We start from the raw sequence: 16,936 nt of genomic DNA, 5'->3' as shown, positions 1-16,936 counted from the left end.
AAAGGCCAAAAAAGCCCGGAAAGCCTTGTCTGTCGGGGTTCGGGCTGTGGATAACCCAGAATTGGCAATCGACGTTTAATTTGACCCAAAAGTTGCCAAAAATCGGGGCGGATTTAGGCAGAAATTCGTCCAACACCCGCCCGAATCCCGTCCATCGATCGGTCAAAGTGCCCCGCTGACGACCCGATACCGTGCCGACGACACGTCCGCGGCGTCCATCGTCCCCACTTCGATACCCGTCCCGCTCTGGTTGCCGTCCGATACCTGGTCGACGCGCAGTCGAATCACCGGAACCTTGCCGCCGATTTTCCCGTCCGGAACCAGAATCACCAGCGGCGTCGCGCCGGTATCCGCCGTGTCGACCAGCACCGCCTTGTAATCCCACAACAACGCAGGCAACCGATTGAGCCAAGATCGCGGCCAGCTTGCCAGCGGCGCTTTGTAGCCGGCTGGCGCAACGGCCTCATCTACCGCCGGCTGTGCGACCACAACCAGGGACTCAGTTGTATACGTCGGAAACGCCTGGGCGATGACGGCAGGCAGTTCCGCCTCCATGAATCCGACGACAACAGGTTCGGCCGGCTGCAGCGGCGTCACCGGTTTGTCGAGCCAGTTGCGCCAGCGCTGCGCCATTGCTTCGCGGTACTCCAGCCCGACCGAATTCATGACGGCATTGTTCTGCATGTCGACCGGCAGGCTCGCCAGTTTCTGACCGAGCGCCATGTCGGGGCCGAGCCACGACTGGCCGACGTTGTGATCCCAGCCAGGATCAATGCCGACCGGTACGCGGTCGGTCACCTCTCCATCCGCGTTCGTCACCAGCCGATAGCGCACGTCCGGCTCATACGACGGCTGTTTTCCCGCCGCCTTCATCTCGGCCTCGGAATACGAGCGAGTCGTACACCGGCAACCCCAACCACACGGCGGATAGTGTGTGCGCCAGAAACCCGACGTGACCGGCAGAAGCGTGCCGTTCCAGGCGCGATGCTGCGGTCGAGTGTGACTATCGAGCACGGCGCGATACTCGAGATACGGGCGCCGATCGGCATTCTCGACGATCTGTTGCCACCGGCCAGCCATGTACGCCGAATGCATGTTCGCGCGGTAAATCAGCTCAGTGCGCCAACCGCGCTTGCCGCGATACGTCCAACCGGAACGCTGGACCGTTTCATCGAAATCCTTGCGAAACTGCGCGAGCGTCGTTCCGGATTCCATCGCACGTACCAGCGACGCGTGGATATCCCTGACCACATCGAGCGGCGCGCCTGCAACAGTGAACTGGGTGGCATGCATCGAGCCGAGCATGTCGTTCCAGCGCTCGGTTTCCACCGGCACCTTGCTGCGAAGGTTGGCGAGCGCGTTTTCGGCCTGTACGCCGAACGGTTGGACAGCCATTTACGCGCCTTCCTGCTGCAGCGTGCCGAGCAGAACCAGCACGATGCCGGACAGCGCAAGTCGGCGTAGATCGTCATCCAGTGCCAGCAGTACTTCGTCCGGAATCGGCATGTCGGTGTCGCTCGCGCGATGCGCGCACGCGCCAAAAGCCATGATTTCGGAAGCCAGCTTTAGCGGCGAGCTGGTCGGCGTGTTCAGTGCTGCCGAAAGCGCCACGATCTTGTCGCGCAGGTCGTGTTGTTCTGCCGTGAGAGTCGACATTGTTGGCTCCTTTGAAGGCCCTATAAAACGTGTTTGAACGGCATTCAATCGGCCGCTTCCGTATCCTGGTCGACGTATCCCTGCGCGAACGACCATTGAAGTGCCTGCCGCATGACTCCGATCAGCTCGGCGTTATCGATCTCGCCGACGAGCTTCGTCAACTCGGTCTGGATATCGGCCAGCGATCGTCCGTCGCGCTCGGCTTGGTCGAGCATCCGCGCAATCGGCTCGATGACAGCCGCTTCCAGCGCCGCATCCGCCGCGTCGGCCGCCGATCGCACGCGCACGTCCTCGGCCTGCGCCGACTCGATCAGCACGGCGTCGTCAGCAGCAGCGAATTCGGCAGCCGGCGCTTGCTTCGGTGCGGGCAGAAGCGCGTCAGCGTCATCAGCGGCCTGCGGGATGTTCAGTTCCTCCAGCATCGCCTTGCGAGACGGCCGCGCACCCATATTCGCCGCGATCTGATACGTTTCCGCGCGATCCTTGCCTGCCGCGTTGATCTGGAAAAACTCCAGCTCGGGCGACGGCACGTCCTCGCCAAAATTGAACGTCGTGATCCACCGGAAAATCTGCGACATCGACGCCGACGCGATGTCTCGGTCGGAATCGTTGATATCGCTCTGGCGCTTCATTGCCGTTTCGGTTGCGGCCCGTGCACCGACGTTCTGCAGCTCGGCGATCATCGCCTGACCGGTGAGGCACTTCGACATCTCGCGGTTCGCCGCGTTGATGAGCGATTCTTGCGGCAACATCGAGCCCGACGTGTTCGCGACCAGCAATTCAACACTGGAGCCCTCCGGCACGACTGCATAGCCGCTGTCGATCATCGCTTCGATCGCTTGCGCCAGTTGATCCTGCTCGGCTTCCGACGCGCCGAGCCCGTACCGCGCGACCGGCCACGGCAAGCCGTGGCGCTCACAGAATTTCACGAAGTACTTCCAGCCGCCCGTCTTGAAGGTCCACGGCCAGAAACACCCCGACAGCAGCGGCGAACCGTACGGATTCGACATCGTGGCTACGTGCCGGGACACAATGAATCGATACGGATCTTCGACTACGGCGCCCACCGGCTCTGCGCGCGTCTTGAGCATCAGCTGTGCGTCGACGTCAAATCCGAACCGTCGATTCGGCCGATCGATCACATTGACCGGGACGACGAAGCCTTCCCAGGCATCCCACACCAGCTCGTGGACGCGGTAGCCGGTGAAAATCGCGCTGAGCATTTGCCACATGATTTCCAGCCAGTCGGTCACGACCGCATTCGGCCTGAAACCTTGCATCCACCGCTCGCACAGGTCGCGCGCCTGCTGCGCTTTCGCGTCATCTTCTGCCCACGTCACGACGCGATAGTCCATACCGCGAAACTCGCCGCGAATCGATCGAATCTCGCCGATGACGTGTGCATCGGCCATGATCGAGGCATAGACCGTGTCGGCGACGCCCATCGCGCGCAGCACCGGGTCTGGGTTCGGCAGCATGTGCAGCCGGCCGAAGAAATAAGGATCGGTGTCGGCTGCTGCGGCCTGCTGACCGAACACGCCGCGCACCGATCGAACCAGTCGTTTGATATCAAGAACCATAAACGGATACCTTTCGCTTGCCTGATTTGATTCGTGGGATGACCGAGCCGAGGCCGGAATAGGCCAGCATGTACAGCATATGCAACGCGTCCGGGCCGTCGTCGTGATCGGCTTCCGGATAGTGGGTCAACTGCTCGACGAGCACTGTCTGGCTCTTGTGCAGGCGAACCGTGCCGTTCGCGCAGTGCGGCTGAAGAGACAGAATCCGCAGGTCTTTGTCGTCGCTGGAGCGGATGCCGCGCGCCGGAACCGGGATCATTCGCTTTTGTGAACGTTCGACCAGCACATCCTTGAAGAACTCCTGGAACTGGATGATCTCGATGCCCCATACCAGGCAACCGTATTGCTCCTGGAACGCGATAATCGTTTCGATCTGGAGGTTGGGCAACATGCGTGCGATCTTCGCTTCCACCACATCGAGCACACCGGTCTTGCGGTTGAGGCCACCGACCAGGCACGCACACGGGTCACGGCCCTTGTTGTGCTTGCCCATCGACGGATCGTGTGCACCGAAGAAAATCCAGGCGTCGGACGGATGCACCCAGTACACCAGCTTCTGGAACGGCGCGTTCTCGCTATTGGTCGGATCGTTCTGATATTCGCAATCGAACGCGTGGTGATCGTTCGCGCGAATCTTCATCAGGCGCAACAGCGGGCGCATGGCCGGCCACGATACGACAGCGCCATCGTCCATTTCAGCCTTGCGCTGCGCATAGAACGCGTCGCATGCTTCCTCGCCTTCATTCAGGAATACTTCTTCCCACTTTTCCCACAGATCCAGCCGCTTCGGCCACTCGATGATGGCGCGGAATTTATGCGACTCCCATAGCGGGCTGCGATGCACGCGGTTGGCCACGCCGTCGTAATGCAGAATCGTGTTGAGGTAGATGATGTCCATCGAGCCGTCCGGCGGACCGAGCGGCATCACGACCTTTTTGACCCAGCGTTCAAGCTTGTCGCGCTGGGTCTTCTGCTGCACGTTCTCGTCGTTCTCGATGTCGTCGAGCAACACCAGGTCAGGCCGAAACGGGCCATGCCGAATACCGCGCATCCGCTTGCCCGAGCCGAACGCCTGCAGCTTGATGTCGGTTGCCGTTAGCGCAACGCCGACGTTCCAAACGCGCCCCTTGCCGACGTGTTCGGGAAAGTCCATCGCGAGCCGCGGATTGTCGGTCAGCTCGACCTTGATCGCCTCCAGCATCATCTGCGCCTGGTCGCTGCTGTCCATCACGATCGGGATGAATTTCTTCGCCTGGCGGATGATGCAAAGCAACGTAAAAACCTGCGTAACCAACGTTGATTTCGCTTCGCCGCGCGGTGCCGAAAGATTGATGAGCTTGCCTTGCTTTGCGGCGATGCGCGGCGGCAGGTTGTCGAAGCACCAGTCGTGAAAAACGGATGATTCGACCGCGTTGCTGTAGTGCGGGAAGTAGGTCTGAAAGAAGAAGCGATAGTCGCCCGAGAACACGCGCATACGCCGCTCCAGGCGCGCGTCTTCGTCCACCGCGAATCCGTCGCACGCGGCATCGATGAGGCGGCGCTGGTCGTCGGTGAATGCCATCAGCTCCTTCAGGAACTGTTCGGCGGCGTTGGATTTCTTTGCCATCGTGGATCAGGAATATTTTTTCGCGACTTCCTGGCCAAACTCTTCCAGGTACGCAATGAAGCGCGCGTGCTCTTTCGGATACTTCGTCTGGACGAACGACGCGAAGTCGCGCAGCACATCCATGCAGATCGACAGCGTAGCGAGCTTCGGATTGGAGCGGCCGGCCGCGTTCACCGTCTTGATGAAGCTGTCGGACAGGCGCGCGAGAATGTCGGCCTTCTGCACCGGCTGCAGCTTCTGGTTGTTCTTCAGCTCTTCGAGCGTTGCAAGGAACTGCACCGACATTTCCTCGACGACCTGGCTAGTCATGTTGTCGATGTTGGTGCGGGACATGCGTTGTGCCGACCGCGCGATGTCCCAATCGTCGCCCGCCTCCTTCGAAGCGCGCTTCCAGTTGCGTGCGGTCTGGTACGACACCTTGCACACGTCTGCGGCCGTCGTCAGCGGCATGCCCTGCAGGTATTTCGCACGCAACTGGTTGCGGACCTTTTGGTCGTGGGCCATGCGTCAACCCTTGGTTGCGAAGTAACGCACGACTTCAACCAGCGCCGTCATCGCGCCACCGGCTACACCGCCGAGTCCAGCCGTCTTCGCCATCAGCTTGCCGTGATCGCCCTCCAGCGTCTTCACGCGATCTTCCAGACCGTCGATGCGATCGGACACGGTCTGTTTCAGATCGTCGATACGTTGATTGGTCGCCTGCTGACCGTGCTGCACCATTTCGCGGATACCGCGCAGCTCGCCCTGGATGTTGCCCAGCGCCAGCAGCAGCTTGTCGTTCAAATCATTACCAGTCATCGCGGATACCCCGTTCTCCGTTGCTCAAACCGTCCCTGGCATTCGGTGCAGCGTGTCGCATATGGCACGCATGCGCGTCGAGCGGCGGGGATCGGTTCGCCGCATTCGACACATTCTTCGGCGCCCGCGCCGTGGCACTGCGCGCGGGCAAGTTCGATCGCTACATCACGCTGCATCTGTTCGATTTGCTGTGCCAGCTCGAACTCGCGTTCATTCATCATCGTTATCCATCAACAGAAAAGGCGCGCATCCACTGGGCATCGAGTCGATCGCCGCGAGCACGCCACAAAACCGCGCTGCCAGGCCGTAGTACAGCCGCGCAACGTCACGGTGGTTCGCTTCCAGGTCCGGCATGCGGCCGCTCGCCGGCTGCGGCAGCGTGTCCGGCGCTCGCGTCAGATTGGGCGGCGGCGGCACTCGCAAAGGGTCCGGCGTTGGCGGTACGCCAGCGCTGCAGGCGGACATCAGGCAGCACGCAATCGTCAGCAGGTGCAGGCGGGTCATGACGGGCATCCTCATCGAGCTGGTGGAAGTAGCGGTCTACGCGCTGGACGCTCGCGTCTGCGCGCTGTCCGGCCTGTTGTCCGCGTTTGATATCGCGGTCGATCCGCTTGATGTCGCCCTGGTATGCGCGCTGCGCCGCCGTCGCGTTGTCGCGCGTCGCGGCGCTCTTCCCGTTGGCGCGGCCGATGAAGTACGCGGCGCCGTGTGTCGCGACCAGGACGACCACGACTGCGGCGCCGATCGCGCGCAAGTAGCGCACGTCAAGGTCCGGAAGATCGATCATGGTGTGCAGCTCCCGATCCCCCAGCCAGCGCGAACGTACAGCGGTTCGTGTTGCTTCAGGATGCGGCGCGGATAGTCGGCGTTCTCGCGCTGGTTGCCGGGCGTGATGCCCGGATTGATGTCACACGTCTTGCCCAGGCAGTACTGCGGTGACGTGGACAGCTTCTGGCGCTTATAGACCCATCCCAAGCCGCCGTTGTAGCCGCTCAACGCGAACGCCATGCGCTCGCACGGGTTCGCGGCCTTCACTCGGTCGTACAGGTGCTTGTCGTACGTGACCAATGCACGCATCGCCCAGGTCGGGTTGTACGGATCGTTGTCGCGCAGGCCGGCATATGCACCGCTGATCCAGCCTGCCGTCGACGGCATGAACTGCGCCAAGCCTTCCGCACCTACCGGGCTCTTTGCGTTGGCCCGCCAGCGGCTTTCCTGATGGATCTGTCCGGCGAACGTTGCGACCGGCGCTTCGAGCCCCCAGACGAGCTGCGCCTGGCGCCGCAGATCGAGCCGATAACGAGCGGCGTCGGCGGGCACCTGCGCGTGGGCCGACGCGGAAAGCACCAGCGCGACGATCACCAGGACTGCGATCGCGGCCACAGAGAGGGCCAGCGCGCGAAGCGTTCGGATAATGTCGTCGCGCAGCGCGCGCAGGATCGCATCGAGAATCATGCTGCGAGGCCCACGCAAATCAGGCTGGCAGCGACGATAATCGCTCGGCGAAGAGACGCGCCCTGAAAGCCGTCGAGGCAATATTTGCCCTCGACCTCGCATTCGTCCAGGAATTCGTGCGGCCGCGCGTACGGGAAAATGAGGCGATCGAGCCAGTAACCGCCCCAGCCGCCAAGCGACATGAGGTGTGCTTTGTAAAACGTGACGGACAGCAGCGGATCGGACTGACGGGTGGTATAGGCGAGGATCGCCAGCACGATGCTGGCGACGAGCCAAACAGTAAGACGCGGGGTTTTAAGGCGGGAAACCTTCACGAGGAGCACTCCAATAACTGGGTGCACTCGCGACGGCGGCACCCGTAACCTGATGAGGTTTCAGGTTACGGATTAGGGATCAAGCAGGCTTTATGAAATGTTTCACCAACCGGGGAAGGTTCTACCCTTTGCGAGGGTACTATTTTTGATAAATCTTCCGATACAACTGGTTCGCCTCACGCTCCGCTTTTAAGCGGGCATTTTCATCCTGCTTGGAAAGCATCCCGCAATAGGTCTCTGCATTCGACAGATCGCCGATATTGAGGCTGGGACTGTCTGACCGCAAAATTAACAAATACCACGAGCAAGCTTTGGAAAAGTCGCGCAGGTCTGCCCCATACGTGTAGGCAAGATTGCGTTGTGCCTGATAGTCGCCAGCAAGTGCCTTCGGCAAATACGTCTGCGGCGACGGAGCTGCCGCGACAGTCTGCGCGACCGGGATCGACAGAGCGCCAACAAGAAAAATCATCAGAGCATTATGCATTTCGTGCTTCCCAATACGATTGCCACTTTGCCATTGCGAATGCGAGCGTAGACCGCAATTCCCATACTGTCATGCTGCGCAACACCTCTCTATTGAAATTCATCCGTGTGAATTCAACGGTGGTGGTTTTGAGGTGCGGCACGATTGTCCAAATCCTCAACACTTGCGCGACCATCGCATCCGACGACAACTCACGCCCGAACGCACAGTTTCGCCATCCGTTGAGAAATACTGCGGCCCGCTGGACCATATCGGACGTCATTTCATCAACGCTCTTCACGCCCAAGTAGGTGTTTAGCGCTCCACGGACGATTTTGGTCGTAACGTTACCTTGCTCGGCCGTCACGACTTCTTCTGCCCATGCCGTCAGTTGACCCCGCTCGTGCCGCGAAAGCTTCGCCGCAGAGGCGACCTCCGCGTGCGGTTGTTGCATGACGATGTTGTTGGTCACGGACAAATCGCCTGAGACCTGAATAATGTTGCTGCCCATCGCAGTAATCGACGCAGCATCTTTTTCTGATGGCGTGGTCATCCTTCGCTGCTCCCTCTCGACTTCAGTTGCTTTCGTTTGCACTTCAATTGGACTTCATTTTACCCCCGCGAGAAATGGAGACGCGTCCGCCGACCTGCGTTATCCCGGTCCCGCTCGCGATCAGGTTGCCGTGGCCCATAGAGGGACTGCCGGAGCCTGATCCGGGACCAGTAGCCGGTGGCGGCGCTGGTTCATCGCTAACCTGCTGGGGCAAAAGCGTTTTTACCATCTGTACGAATTGGCCGGACGTTACGTCTACGCCGGACGTTTTGATCATCTCAAAGGCGGTCGCGATCGCCTTTTCCATGGAATCAACCGGGACGCTGTTTGCTATCGCCCGTTTGCCGGTCGCGATGTACTGAACATCTGCGCCGACCGTCGCAATCGCGGCCAAGTATGCGAGGTCCGGCGATCGCTTTCCCGTCTCGTACACAGTCTGAGAGCGTTGCGTCGTTCCAGCTATGGATGCGAAGTCCGTTTGGTTATATCCAAGACGAATTCGCTCCTCGCGAAGGCGATCATGAGTACCGATAGGTGTTGACATATAACCAAATGTTCCTATAATGAATCCCAGATGTACTTATATTGACGTAAGAATGGGGTTCAATATGACAGGTGAGCAAGCCAAGCGCAAGTTGCGCGACCAGGGAAAGACCATCAAAGAGTGGGCGCAAGAGCACGGTTACGACTACGTGCTGGTCTCGCGCGTCATCCGTGGCGTCCAGAAAGCCAACTACGGCAAGGGGCATGATGTAGCGGTTGCCCTGGGCATGAAGAAGCCTGGGGAGGTGGATGCATGAGCACTTCCGCCAAAAAATCCCGGCAGCCCGCCGAAGTCGTCGCCGTGCAGGATTCCGCCCCTGCGCTCGTCTCCGACACCAAAGTATCGAACGTTCGATACTTTGGATTCGGTGACGCCGAAACGAATCTCGCCGAAGCGTTGGGTATCTCGGTCGCAGGTGGCCACGCCGAACGCATTAACAATGCCGTCAGCAAGACCAATTCCGCACTGCGCTTGGTAATCGAGGCCGGTTTGGTCCTGCTGAGCGTTCGTGCCGAATGCGAGCATGGCCGGTTTCTCGAATTGCTCGCCGAGCATGGGATGCCGCAGCCGCGAGCAAGCGAAGCGATGACCTACGCGAAATTCGCGGCGTCGCTGTCGCCCGATGACCGCGATCGCGTCATCGAACTGCCGAAAACGAAGGTGCTGGAACTGGCGAAGGCCGACCCCGAAGTCCTGCAAGACCTGTTCGAAGATGACGCGAAATTCGGCGAGCTGACCGCGCTGTCCGTGCGCGATCTGCGCGTCGCACTGCGCGATGCGAACGCGAAGCGGACTGACCTTTCCACCCGTAACGAGAAGCTGGAGCGCGAGCGCGACCGCCTGCAGGAAGAGCTGCGCGTGCTGCGCGAAGGGCGCGTCAAGACCGGTGGTGACGTTCCGGTCGTCGTCCAGGACATTCGCCTGGAATGCGCAGCCCTGCACAAGAAAGCGCTGATGGCGGTCGAGGACATCGGCCGGCTCGGCCGCGAGTTTCTGACGAACGGTCTGCCCGACGATTCCGAGTGGAACACCCCCGTCATCCGGCACCTGTACGGCTCGCTCACGGCGTTGCATGCGGTCATTGGCGGCCAGATCGCCGACATGCACCGCAGCTTCGGCGCGTTGCTGAACGGCGAACAGTCTGTGCTCGATACGTTCTCGCCGGATGAGGCCACACGCTGCGCGCTCGAATATCGCGCGCTGATCCAGGAGCACGACCACGAGGCCAAGGCGCGCGAGTGGGAACGCGAAATGGAGCGCCCGCGACGCGGCCGTCCGCGCACCGCCCCGACGAAGTAACCCCATCCACCCGACCGACTACCGCCCGACCAGGTGCGATATGCGATCTGTACTCTTGAAATCCGACATCATGACCAGCCAAGTTCCGGCTGCGCTCAACAGCGATCCGTGGCTGATCGCCACCGAAGCGCAGCGGCAGACGGCTGAGCTGCGCTTCCAGTTGATCGGCCCCGGCGTGCAGCTGATCCAGGCCGGCGCCAGCGTCAACAACGTTGCGGCGCTGCTGGCCGAGCGCTTGCGCGACACCGATTCGGCCGTGCAAAAGCAACTGCTGGCACGCCTGGGTGAGGTGCCGTCCGTGTCCACGCTCAAGCGCTGGCTGTCCGGCTATCGCCGCGAAGGCAAGGTGGGCCTGCTGTCGGCCCATACCGGCCGCGTGCGCAAGGATTACGGCTGGGAGCTGCGCGCGACCGCTCTGTACAACCTGCCGAGCAAGCCGACCTACGCAGCGGTCGCGCTGAAGCTGCGCAAAGAGGGATTTGACACTGCGACCGACTCGCGCGTGACGCGTTACTTGAAGTCGCTGCCGGCGACGCTCGGCGAGAACAGCCCGGCCCGCGTCGGCAAACACCTGCACAAGCTGCGGCACCAGAAGTACCAGCCGCGCACGCTCGAACAGATCAAGGTGGGCGACATCTACGCGGGCGACGGCCACACCAGCGATTGCTACGTGGCGCATCCGAATACGGGCGGTCTGTTCCGGCCGGAGCTGACGGCGTTCATCGACATTCGTTCGCGGTACGTGCCGGGCTGGTATCTGTCCGAGTCCGAATCGGCGCTCTCGACCGTGTTTGCGCTGTCGCACGCGATGCAGACCTATGACCACCTGCCGCTGTTTCTCTACCTGGACCGTGGCGCAGGCTATCGCGCCAAGATGCTGAACGACCAGGCGACGGGTTTCTACGCACGTTTCGAAATGGACGTGATCGGCGCGCTGCCGGGCAATCCACACGGCAAGGGCTGGATCGAACGCTGGTTTCGCACCGTGCGTGACCATCACGACAAGTTCTTCGCGGGCGGGCAGTTCTACTGCGGCAACGACATGGCCGCCGAGGTGAATCGCCGTCTGTCCGTCGAGGTGCGTTCGGGCAAGCGTCGCCTGCCGTCACTGGCCGAGTACATGGCCAGCCTGGCGAACTTCATCCACGAATACAACCACACGCCGATGGACGTGCTGGACGGTCGCACGCCGGCCCAGGTATGGGCGTCGCTCGAACGCAATTCGGTCGTGCTGTCCGCCGAAGCGATCGTCCGACCGCGCGAGAAACGCACCGTGCGCCGCCAGATGGTCGAGCTGCACAAGCGCCAGTACTACGCGGCCGAGCTGGCGCTGTACGACGGCAAGTCGCTGACGATCGAATACGACCTGCACGACGACCGTACGGTGTGGCTGTACGACGCGAAAGACCGGTTCGTGTGCCAGGCCGCGATCGTTCGCACTATCGGTGTCGTACCGCAGTCGCGCTTGGAAGAGCAGCGCGAAAAGCGTCTGCAAGGCCAGGTCAAGCGCCTGGAACGCAAGGCCGACGAAGCGCGCGCTCGTGCCCAGGACAGCATCACCGTCGACGAACAGCTTGCCCACCTGCCGGACCTCAACGTCCAACCCGTCATCGATCTGGATCGCCCTGGCAAGGGCATCGTGATCGACCTGCTCGACAACGAATAAGGAGTGACCATGACTTCGAAGAACCAAAATGACAACGCCGTGGCCGTTCCGGTCGAGTGGCCCGAGCACTACAGCGAAGCGAACCGGGCCGAAGCAGCCGCCATCGTGGCGCAGCTCGCCGAGATCGGAAAGACGCGCTCGTGGCTCTCGCGCCTGTCGCGCGTCAACGTCGGCACCATGTCCACGGTGCTGAACGGCAAGTACACGACCGAGCCGACGAAGTGGCTGCGCATGATGTCCGATGCGCTGTCGACGTACACCGGTCGCGCGACGATCAACACGATGCCGCACGTCCAGACGAGCGTGTCGCAGCTCGCAAATGTCGTGTGCGACCGCGCCCGGAAGTACCGCAATTTCGGCGTGTTGACGGGCTTCGTTGGTGTTGGCAAGACGGACGCCGTGCGCCAATACAAGGAACAGAACAGCCACACCATCATCATCGAAGCCAACCCGAACATGTCGCCAGCCGTGATGCTCGATGAGCTGCTGACGGCATCGTCGGCCCCGATGGCGCGCACGCTCGATGCCAAGTTCGCGTCGATCACCGAGGCACTGACCGGCACCACGTACCTCATCATCGTGGACGAAGCCGAAACGATGATGCCGAGCTGCCTGCACTACCTGCGCCGCATTCGCGACAAGGCCGGCATCGGTATCGTCCTGGTCGGCACCGATCGGCTGCTGCAGCTCATCAAGCCCAGCTACGGTCAATTCGATCAAATCCGCTCGCGCGTCGGTTTCTGGCCGCAGGTCGTTCGCGGTGTCTCGCGCGAGGATGCCGACGCGCTGGCGCAGGCTGCGCTGGATGACCAGGGCGAGCTGTCCGGCGAAGTGCTGGACGCACTCTGGCACTACTGCCGCGGCTCGGCCCGGATGCTCATCGAGAACTTTATTCCGGCGCTGCGCGACTACGGCCTGAAGAAGAACCACGATCTGTCGGCCGATCTGGTGCACGCGGTCGCACGCGACGCGCTGCTGCTCGGCGACCAGCGCAACGCGTGAGGCCATCATGACGAATCAAACCGATTCCCACATCACGATCCGCCACACGGCCGGTCGTACCACCGTGCGTGCCACGGGACGCTATGCGCGACCGTTCCTCGACGCGCTCGCGAACGGTGCGCCTTCCGGCGAAGCCGCCGCATTCTCGGCGTGGCTGACGTTCCAGCCGCGTACAGCCAGCGAGGTGACGGCATGAAGCGCCTGCGCAATCTGACTGCCGGGCCGGTGCTGGCCGAGCTGCTGTCGGGCCTGCGTCGCGTGCGTGCCGAGCTGCGCCGCCTGGTCGTGCGTGTTCGCACGCAGTGCCAGCTGCGCCGCATTGATCGCGACGAGCGGCGTGCGGCGCGTGACCTCGATTGGATGCGCCGTGAGCTGGACCGCACGCAGACGAACTTCACGTTGCTCCAGGGCGCGTATGCGAATCAGCGGCGCGCGCTTTACCGTCGCCTGCAGGACACCGCCGTCGAGCGTACGGGAGGCAGCAATGCCGCTTCCTGAAGTCGTTTGCCCGAACTGCCGTGCCCGCATGAGCCTGGACGTGATCCTGGCCGACGACAGCATGCGCGACATCGTGATGGCGCTCGCCGACATTCACCCGGCCGGCGAAACGCTGGTCAAGCCGCTGCTGCGCTATCTCGGCCTGTTCGGGCCGCGCAAGTCGCAGATGGCATGGGGCCGCATGGCTGCGCTGATGCGCGAGCTGGTGCCCGAAATGCGCGCGGCACAGGTGAGCTGGAACGGGACCACGTACGCGGCACCGATCGACACCTGGGCGGCGGCGCTGGCATACGCCGTCGACCAGGCGCACGCCGGGAAGCTCGATTTGCCCCTGAAGTCGCACGGTTGGCTTCGATCGGTGATGGCCAGCCGAAGCGCCCGCGCGGCTGGCCGAGTCGAGGATGCCCGAGAAGCGCAGCTGCGTGGCGTGTCCGGCACTGGAACGGTCGAAGAGCGGCGAACACCAGTGCCGCCCGAGCCCGGCCCGATACACGTCGACGCCACGCTGCCGAAAGCTGAAATGCCCGCACACATCCGCCAACAACTGAACCTGAAACCAAGGAAACCATCATGACCGAACAGACGATTGAAATCATTCCGGCCGGCTACCGCAAGAACGCGCGGGGCCACCTGGTGCCGGAAGCCACGATCCGCGACATCGACCTGGAGCGCGATGGCCTGGTGCGCGAGCTGATCGTCGCCGTGAAGGCGCAGCAGGCTGCGTTGCGCAAGCTGAAGGAACGCGCATTCGGCGACGCCAACGCATTCATTTCGCTGTCGGCCGACAAGTACGACGTGAAGATCGGCGGGGCCAAGGGCAACGTGACGCTGCATTCGTTTGACGGTGCGCTGAAGGTCGTCATCCAGCGCGCGGAGAACATGTCGTTCGACGAGCGCCTGCAGGCGGCGAAGACCCTCATCGACGAGTGCATCAACGAATGGGCACGCGGCAGCGATCCGAAGATCCAGGTGCTGGTGCAGCAGGCGTTCGAGACGGACAAGGAAGGCAAGATCAACGTCGGCCGCGTACTCGCGCTGCGCCGCCTGGAGATCACGGACGACAAGTGGCAACGCGCCATGCAGGCGATCGGCGAGTCGGTGCAGGTCGTCGGCACGAAGACGTACATGCGCTTCTACGAGCGCGTCGAGGGCAGCGAGCAGTACACGCCCATCAGCCTCGACTTCGCGTCGCTGTGAGGGGCCGGCCATGCACCTGCTCAACTTCCAGCTGCAGTTTGAGCCGCTGATAACCGGCGGCTACAAGCCACACACCATCCGTGCGAAACGTGCGGATGGCCGCGACCCGGAGCCCGGCGACGTGCTGCGCATGTACGTCGAGCAGCGCTCGCCGCGCGCTCGGATCATCGCGCAGGAAGTCTGCGAATACGTGTCGGACATCCAGATTCTGCCGCCGCTCGGCGACCGTGTGCCGCAGGTGTTCGTCGGCGCGCGGTTGCTGGACGAGCTTGATGCGGAAGCGCTGGCCCGCGCCGATGGCTTCGACGGCTGGCGCGACATGGTGGCGTACTTCGCCGACCGGTACGGCCTGCCGTTCACCGGAAACCTGATCGGCTGGAACCGCACGCCGTCGTACGTCTGATTGCAGTAACGCCCGCCGCGAGCGCTTCGCGGCTACCTACCTCAACCAGGAGAAACACCCTCATGAACAAGTCGCAACTCATCGACGCCGTGGCGAAGAACGCCGAGCTGACGAAGGCCCAGGCCGCTCAATCCGTCGAAGCCGTGCTGAACGCGATCCAGCTCGGCCTGCAGGAAGACGGCGACGTGGCGCTGTCGGGCTTCGGCACCTTTGCCGTGTCGGCACGCGAAGCGCGCACGGGCCGCAACCCGGCGACGGGCGAGTCGATCCAGATCGCCGCCAGCAAGGCCGTGAAGTTCAAGCCCGGCAAGGCACTGAAAGACGCCGTGAACTGATGCGAAACGCCCGCGCAAGCGGGTGTCTATCCGGCGTGGTGGCCGGGTACTGATGATGCAGCCGAGGACAAATATGAAAATCTATGCGTACTGCTGGGCCACTGGCCTGATCGAGTTCGGTGCCAAGGTGCCGGACGGTGCAATCGGAGTCGCGTATGGGGCGCGCGCGGCTGTCGATCGCCTCATGGGTGCGACCGCGCGACTGGCGCACGACAACAAATCGCTGCTTGTACCTGGCGTACCCGAAGCGTCCGATGAAGATGCAAAAGGCGACGCGCTTGCCGCATGGTTGAAATGGCTGAACAGCCGCCCGCATCGGGGCGTTCAGCTCTTCTTGGAGTGCGCCAATGTTTAACGAAACGTCGACGACATCGAAGCGCACGCCGCAGCAGGTCGCCGCTGACCTGTTTCGAATCGGCGAGAACCCGAATCTGCCAGCGTGGCAATACTCGGTGCTGCAGCAGGCGATGACGCTGCTGTCTTCCCGTGTCGATCAGCGCGCGGTATCGTCCACTGACACCAAGGCAATGCCATCCCGACTGACGCCGCGCATGCGTGAGGCGATGGTGTCAGCTGCCCGCCAGTACGCGAAAGAGAACGACGGCGGTAACAGCCCCGATGTGATGTATGAGGCGGCATTCGCGGCAGTACAGTTCGATGCGTGTGAGCCGAGTATCACGTCAGGGCGCTTCGTTCGCACGATCACGCACGGGACGGAGCTCTGGCAAGGCGGGGCAAAGCTTGCCGTTGCGTCGAGCGAGGCAATTGCTACGGAAATTGCAAGTGCGATGAACGTTGGCGCGCATTCCGATGCACGCGAGGCACATACCTACGCTAGTACGCAGGCGACGAATTGCGCGTCGTGTGGCGAGCACAAGCACACGCCGCTTCGGATCGACTGGATGGGTGGCTACGTGTGCCTGACCTGCATCGATCACGAACTGGAGCGTTTCGTGGCGTTGACCGACGACCAGCGTGCTGCCATCGAGTTCGCGCTCGGCGCGTGCGCGGGCCACGTTGCTGGCGAGCGTCACGTGCTCGCACTCGAATCGTTGCTGTCTGCCGCGCAGGAGGCACGATGATGCAAGTTCGTTACGTCGTGATCGCGCTGTCTGCCGTTGGCGCTGCGGTCGTCGCGGCCATGCTGCTCGACGGCTTGGGCATCGGCCACGTTCGCATCTACTTCGGTGCCGATCCGCTCGTGTGCACCGTGCCCACTGAAACCTCGCGGGGAGCGACGCTGTGACGGACGTAAAAATCTTCTATGAGGTCGTCGACGGCGACGAAGTGGAAACCGTGCGCGGCGATAGCATTCGACTGCCATACACCGACGCTTCGTTCGGCATGCACGCGGACTGCGACACATGGGGGCGAACCGTCGGCTGGACCGTCACGCACCTGCTGTCCGGCGCACCGGTCGGGACGGGCCGCACGCGGGATGCGGCATTCGCAGCCGCCGTCGCGTACGTCGAGCAAAACAAGCCGCACCTCTCGTCGATGTTTGCGAACGCTGCCCAAGCCCGCGTGTTACTCGAGCACCTGCGACGTAAAGCGGAGGCCCGCTGAC

28 protein-coding genes and 1 other RNA gene are annotated in these 16,936 nt (G+C 62.3%); 15 read left to right on the top strand and 14 right to left on the bottom strand.

Annotated features, from left to right (window positions below; genetic code table 11):
- Nucleotides 1–162: 162 nt before the first annotated feature.
- From JYJ84_RS07595 to JYJ84_RS07530, 14 genes are all read right to left on the bottom strand, one after another.
- Nucleotides 163–1,395, bottom strand: a complete 1,233-nt coding sequence (locus JYJ84_RS07595) for a phage minor head protein (protein ID WP_122946847.1) — start codon at nucleotides 1,393–1,395, stop codon at nucleotides 163–165.
- Nucleotides 1,396–1,656, bottom strand: a complete 261-nt coding sequence (locus tag JYJ84_RS07590) for a hypothetical protein (RefSeq protein ID WP_006484136.1) — start codon at nucleotides 1,654–1,656, stop codon at nucleotides 1,396–1,398. It abuts the gene before it with no gap.
- Between the two features lie 44 nt (nucleotides 1,657–1,700).
- Nucleotides 1,701–3,236 (bottom strand): DUF935 family protein, encoded by a 1,536-nt coding sequence (locus JYJ84_RS07585; RefSeq protein WP_006484142.1) that lies wholly within the window; start codon nucleotides 3,234–3,236, stop codon nucleotides 1,701–1,703.
- Nucleotides 3,226–4,842 carry a phage terminase large subunit gene (terL, locus tag JYJ84_RS07580; RefSeq protein WP_006484219.1) on the bottom strand — a complete coding sequence of 539 codons (1,617 nt, stop codon included), beginning with the start codon at nucleotides 4,840–4,842 and terminating at the stop codon, nucleotides 3,226–3,228. Before terL ends, JYJ84_RS07585 begins: the two co-directional genes overlap by 11 nt.
- Nucleotides 4,843–4,848: 6 nt before the next feature.
- Nucleotides 4,849–5,346 carry a DUF1804 family protein gene (locus tag JYJ84_RS07575; RefSeq protein ID WP_122946846.1) on the bottom strand — a complete coding sequence of 166 codons (498 nt, stop codon included), beginning with the start codon at nucleotides 5,344–5,346 and terminating at the stop codon, nucleotides 4,849–4,851.
- Between the two features lie 3 nt (nucleotides 5,347–5,349).
- Complete coding sequence (locus JYJ84_RS07570; protein WP_227743223.1) at nucleotides 5,350–5,625, bottom strand: hypothetical protein; 276 nt, start codon at nucleotides 5,623–5,625, stop codon at nucleotides 5,350–5,352.
- An 11-nt stretch (nucleotides 5,626–5,636) separates the two neighbouring features.
- Nucleotides 5,637–5,816, bottom strand: coding sequence for a TraR/DksA C4-type zinc finger protein (locus tag JYJ84_RS07565; protein WP_227743248.1), 180 nt, complete (start codon nucleotides 5,814–5,816; stop codon nucleotides 5,637–5,639).
- A 34-nt stretch (nucleotides 5,817–5,850) separates the two neighbouring features.
- Nucleotides 5,851–5,994 carry a hypothetical protein gene (locus JYJ84_RS07560; protein ID WP_006484200.1) on the bottom strand — a complete coding sequence of 48 codons (144 nt, stop codon included), beginning with the start codon at nucleotides 5,992–5,994 and terminating at the stop codon, nucleotides 5,851–5,853.
- Nucleotides 5,966–6,427: a hypothetical protein gene (locus JYJ84_RS07555; protein ID WP_122946845.1), complete on the bottom strand. Its 462-nt coding sequence runs from the start codon at nucleotides 6,425–6,427 to the stop codon at nucleotides 5,966–5,968. Before JYJ84_RS07555 ends, JYJ84_RS07560 begins: the two co-directional genes overlap by 29 nt.
- On the bottom strand, nucleotides 6,424–7,095 hold the full coding sequence (locus JYJ84_RS07550) for a lytic transglycosylase domain-containing protein (protein WP_122946844.1): 672 nt from the start codon (nucleotides 7,093–7,095) through the stop codon (nucleotides 6,424–6,426). The genes JYJ84_RS07555 and JYJ84_RS07550 overlap by 4 nt, the downstream gene beginning before the upstream one ends.
- On the bottom strand, nucleotides 7,092–7,409 hold the full coding sequence (locus JYJ84_RS07545) for a putative holin (RefSeq protein WP_122949499.1): 318 nt from the start codon (nucleotides 7,407–7,409) through the stop codon (nucleotides 7,092–7,094). Before JYJ84_RS07545 ends, JYJ84_RS07550 begins: the two co-directional genes overlap by 4 nt.
- A 139-nt stretch (nucleotides 7,410–7,548) precedes the next feature.
- Nucleotides 7,549–7,893, bottom strand: a complete 345-nt coding sequence (locus JYJ84_RS07540; RefSeq protein WP_164462659.1) for a hypothetical protein — start codon at nucleotides 7,891–7,893, stop codon at nucleotides 7,549–7,551.
- Entirely contained in the window at nucleotides 7,886–8,425 is a 540-nt protein-coding gene (locus tag JYJ84_RS07535) for a hypothetical protein (RefSeq protein WP_122949498.1), read from the bottom strand. Before JYJ84_RS07535 ends, JYJ84_RS07540 begins: the two co-directional genes overlap by 8 nt.
- A 43-nt stretch (nucleotides 8,426–8,468) precedes the next feature.
- Entirely contained in the window at nucleotides 8,469–8,969 is a 501-nt protein-coding gene (locus JYJ84_RS07530; protein ID WP_122946842.1) for a helix-turn-helix domain-containing protein, read from the bottom strand.
- 64 nt (nucleotides 8,970–9,033) lie between these two features.
- On the opposite strand from JYJ84_RS07530, the gene JYJ84_RS07525 reads away from it, so the two are divergent.
- The 15 genes from JYJ84_RS07525 to JYJ84_RS07455 all read left to right on the top strand — a co-directional run bounded on the left by JYJ84_RS07525 (nucleotide 9,034) and on the right by JYJ84_RS07455 (nucleotide 16,935).
- Nucleotides 9,034–9,225 carry a DNA-binding protein gene (locus tag JYJ84_RS07525; protein WP_122949497.1) on the top strand — a complete coding sequence of 64 codons (192 nt, stop codon included), beginning with the start codon at nucleotides 9,034–9,036 and terminating at the stop codon, nucleotides 9,223–9,225.
- Nucleotides 9,222–10,268 (top strand): hypothetical protein, encoded by a 1,047-nt coding sequence (locus tag JYJ84_RS07520; RefSeq protein ID WP_122946841.1) that lies wholly within the window; start codon nucleotides 9,222–9,224, stop codon nucleotides 10,266–10,268. The genes JYJ84_RS07525 and JYJ84_RS07520 overlap by 4 nt, the downstream gene beginning before the upstream one ends.
- Nucleotides 10,269–10,338: 70 nt before the next feature.
- On the top strand, nucleotides 10,339–11,934 hold the full coding sequence (locus tag JYJ84_RS07515) for a Mu transposase C-terminal domain-containing protein (protein WP_236027301.1): 1,596 nt from the start codon (nucleotides 10,339–10,341) through the stop codon (nucleotides 11,932–11,934).
- 9 nt (nucleotides 11,935–11,943) lie between these two features.
- Nucleotides 11,944–12,936 carry an AAA family ATPase gene (locus JYJ84_RS07510; protein ID WP_006484208.1) on the top strand — a complete coding sequence of 331 codons (993 nt, stop codon included), beginning with the start codon at nucleotides 11,944–11,946 and terminating at the stop codon, nucleotides 12,934–12,936.
- A gap of 7 nt (nucleotides 12,937–12,943) precedes the next feature.
- A complete protein-coding gene (locus JYJ84_RS07505; RefSeq protein WP_006484199.1) occupies nucleotides 12,944–13,132 on the top strand; it encodes a hypothetical protein in 189 nt (62 codons plus the stop codon).
- Nucleotides 13,129–13,434 carry a hypothetical protein gene (locus tag JYJ84_RS07500; protein ID WP_122946839.1) on the top strand — a complete coding sequence of 102 codons (306 nt, stop codon included), beginning with the start codon at nucleotides 13,129–13,131 and terminating at the stop codon, nucleotides 13,432–13,434. Before JYJ84_RS07505 ends, JYJ84_RS07500 begins: the two co-directional genes overlap by 4 nt.
- 28 nt (nucleotides 13,435–13,462) lie before the next feature.
- Nucleotides 13,463–14,008 (top strand): hypothetical protein, encoded by a 546-nt coding sequence (locus JYJ84_RS07495; RefSeq protein ID WP_240201841.1) that lies wholly within the window; start codon nucleotides 13,463–13,465, stop codon nucleotides 14,006–14,008.
- The gene (locus JYJ84_RS07490; RefSeq protein ID WP_122946837.1) at nucleotides 14,005–14,631 is read left to right on the top strand and encodes a DUF3164 family protein; all 627 of its coding nucleotides are present in this window, start codon (nucleotides 14,005–14,007) and stop codon (nucleotides 14,629–14,631) included. Before JYJ84_RS07495 ends, JYJ84_RS07490 begins: the two co-directional genes overlap by 4 nt.
- Before the next feature lie 10 nt (nucleotides 14,632–14,641).
- Nucleotides 14,642–15,034, top strand: coding sequence for a hypothetical protein (locus tag JYJ84_RS07485; protein ID WP_006484203.1), 393 nt, complete (start codon nucleotides 14,642–14,644; stop codon nucleotides 15,032–15,034).
- A gap of 62 nt (nucleotides 15,035–15,096) precedes the next feature.
- Nucleotides 15,097–15,369 (top strand): HU family DNA-binding protein, encoded by a 273-nt coding sequence (locus JYJ84_RS07480; RefSeq protein ID WP_122946836.1) that lies wholly within the window; start codon nucleotides 15,097–15,099, stop codon nucleotides 15,367–15,369.
- Nucleotides 15,369–15,436, top strand: an RNA gene (locus JYJ84_RS07475) — hammerhead ribozyme type II. Before JYJ84_RS07480 ends, JYJ84_RS07475 begins: the two co-directional genes overlap by 1 nt.
- A gap of 6 nt (nucleotides 15,437–15,442) precedes the next feature.
- Nucleotides 15,443–15,724: a host nuclease inhibitor protein gene (locus JYJ84_RS07470; RefSeq protein WP_122946835.1), complete on the top strand. Its 282-nt coding sequence runs from the start codon at nucleotides 15,443–15,445 to the stop codon at nucleotides 15,722–15,724.
- A 112-nt stretch (nucleotides 15,725–15,836) separates the two neighbouring features.
- Nucleotides 15,837–16,451 carry a hypothetical protein gene (locus JYJ84_RS37635; RefSeq protein ID WP_164462647.1) on the top strand — a complete coding sequence of 205 codons (615 nt, stop codon included), beginning with the start codon at nucleotides 15,837–15,839 and terminating at the stop codon, nucleotides 16,449–16,451.
- Nucleotides 16,448–16,615, top strand: coding sequence for a hypothetical protein (locus tag JYJ84_RS07460; RefSeq protein ID WP_164462658.1), 168 nt, complete (start codon nucleotides 16,448–16,450; stop codon nucleotides 16,613–16,615). Before JYJ84_RS37635 ends, JYJ84_RS07460 begins: the two co-directional genes overlap by 4 nt.
- Nucleotides 16,612–16,935: a hypothetical protein gene (locus tag JYJ84_RS07455; RefSeq protein WP_122946834.1), complete on the top strand. Its 324-nt coding sequence runs from the start codon at nucleotides 16,612–16,614 to the stop codon at nucleotides 16,933–16,935. The genes JYJ84_RS07460 and JYJ84_RS07455 overlap by 4 nt, the downstream gene beginning before the upstream one ends.
- Nucleotide 16,936: the final 1 nt, after the last annotated feature.

This window comes from Burkholderia sp. LMG 13014 (assembly GCF_905232215.1).
Lineage (GTDB): Bacteria > Pseudomonadota > Gammaproteobacteria > Burkholderiales > Burkholderiaceae > Burkholderia.
Note: the sequence above shows the minus strand (reverse complement) of the source record. Positions and strands in the feature narration are given on the sequence as shown.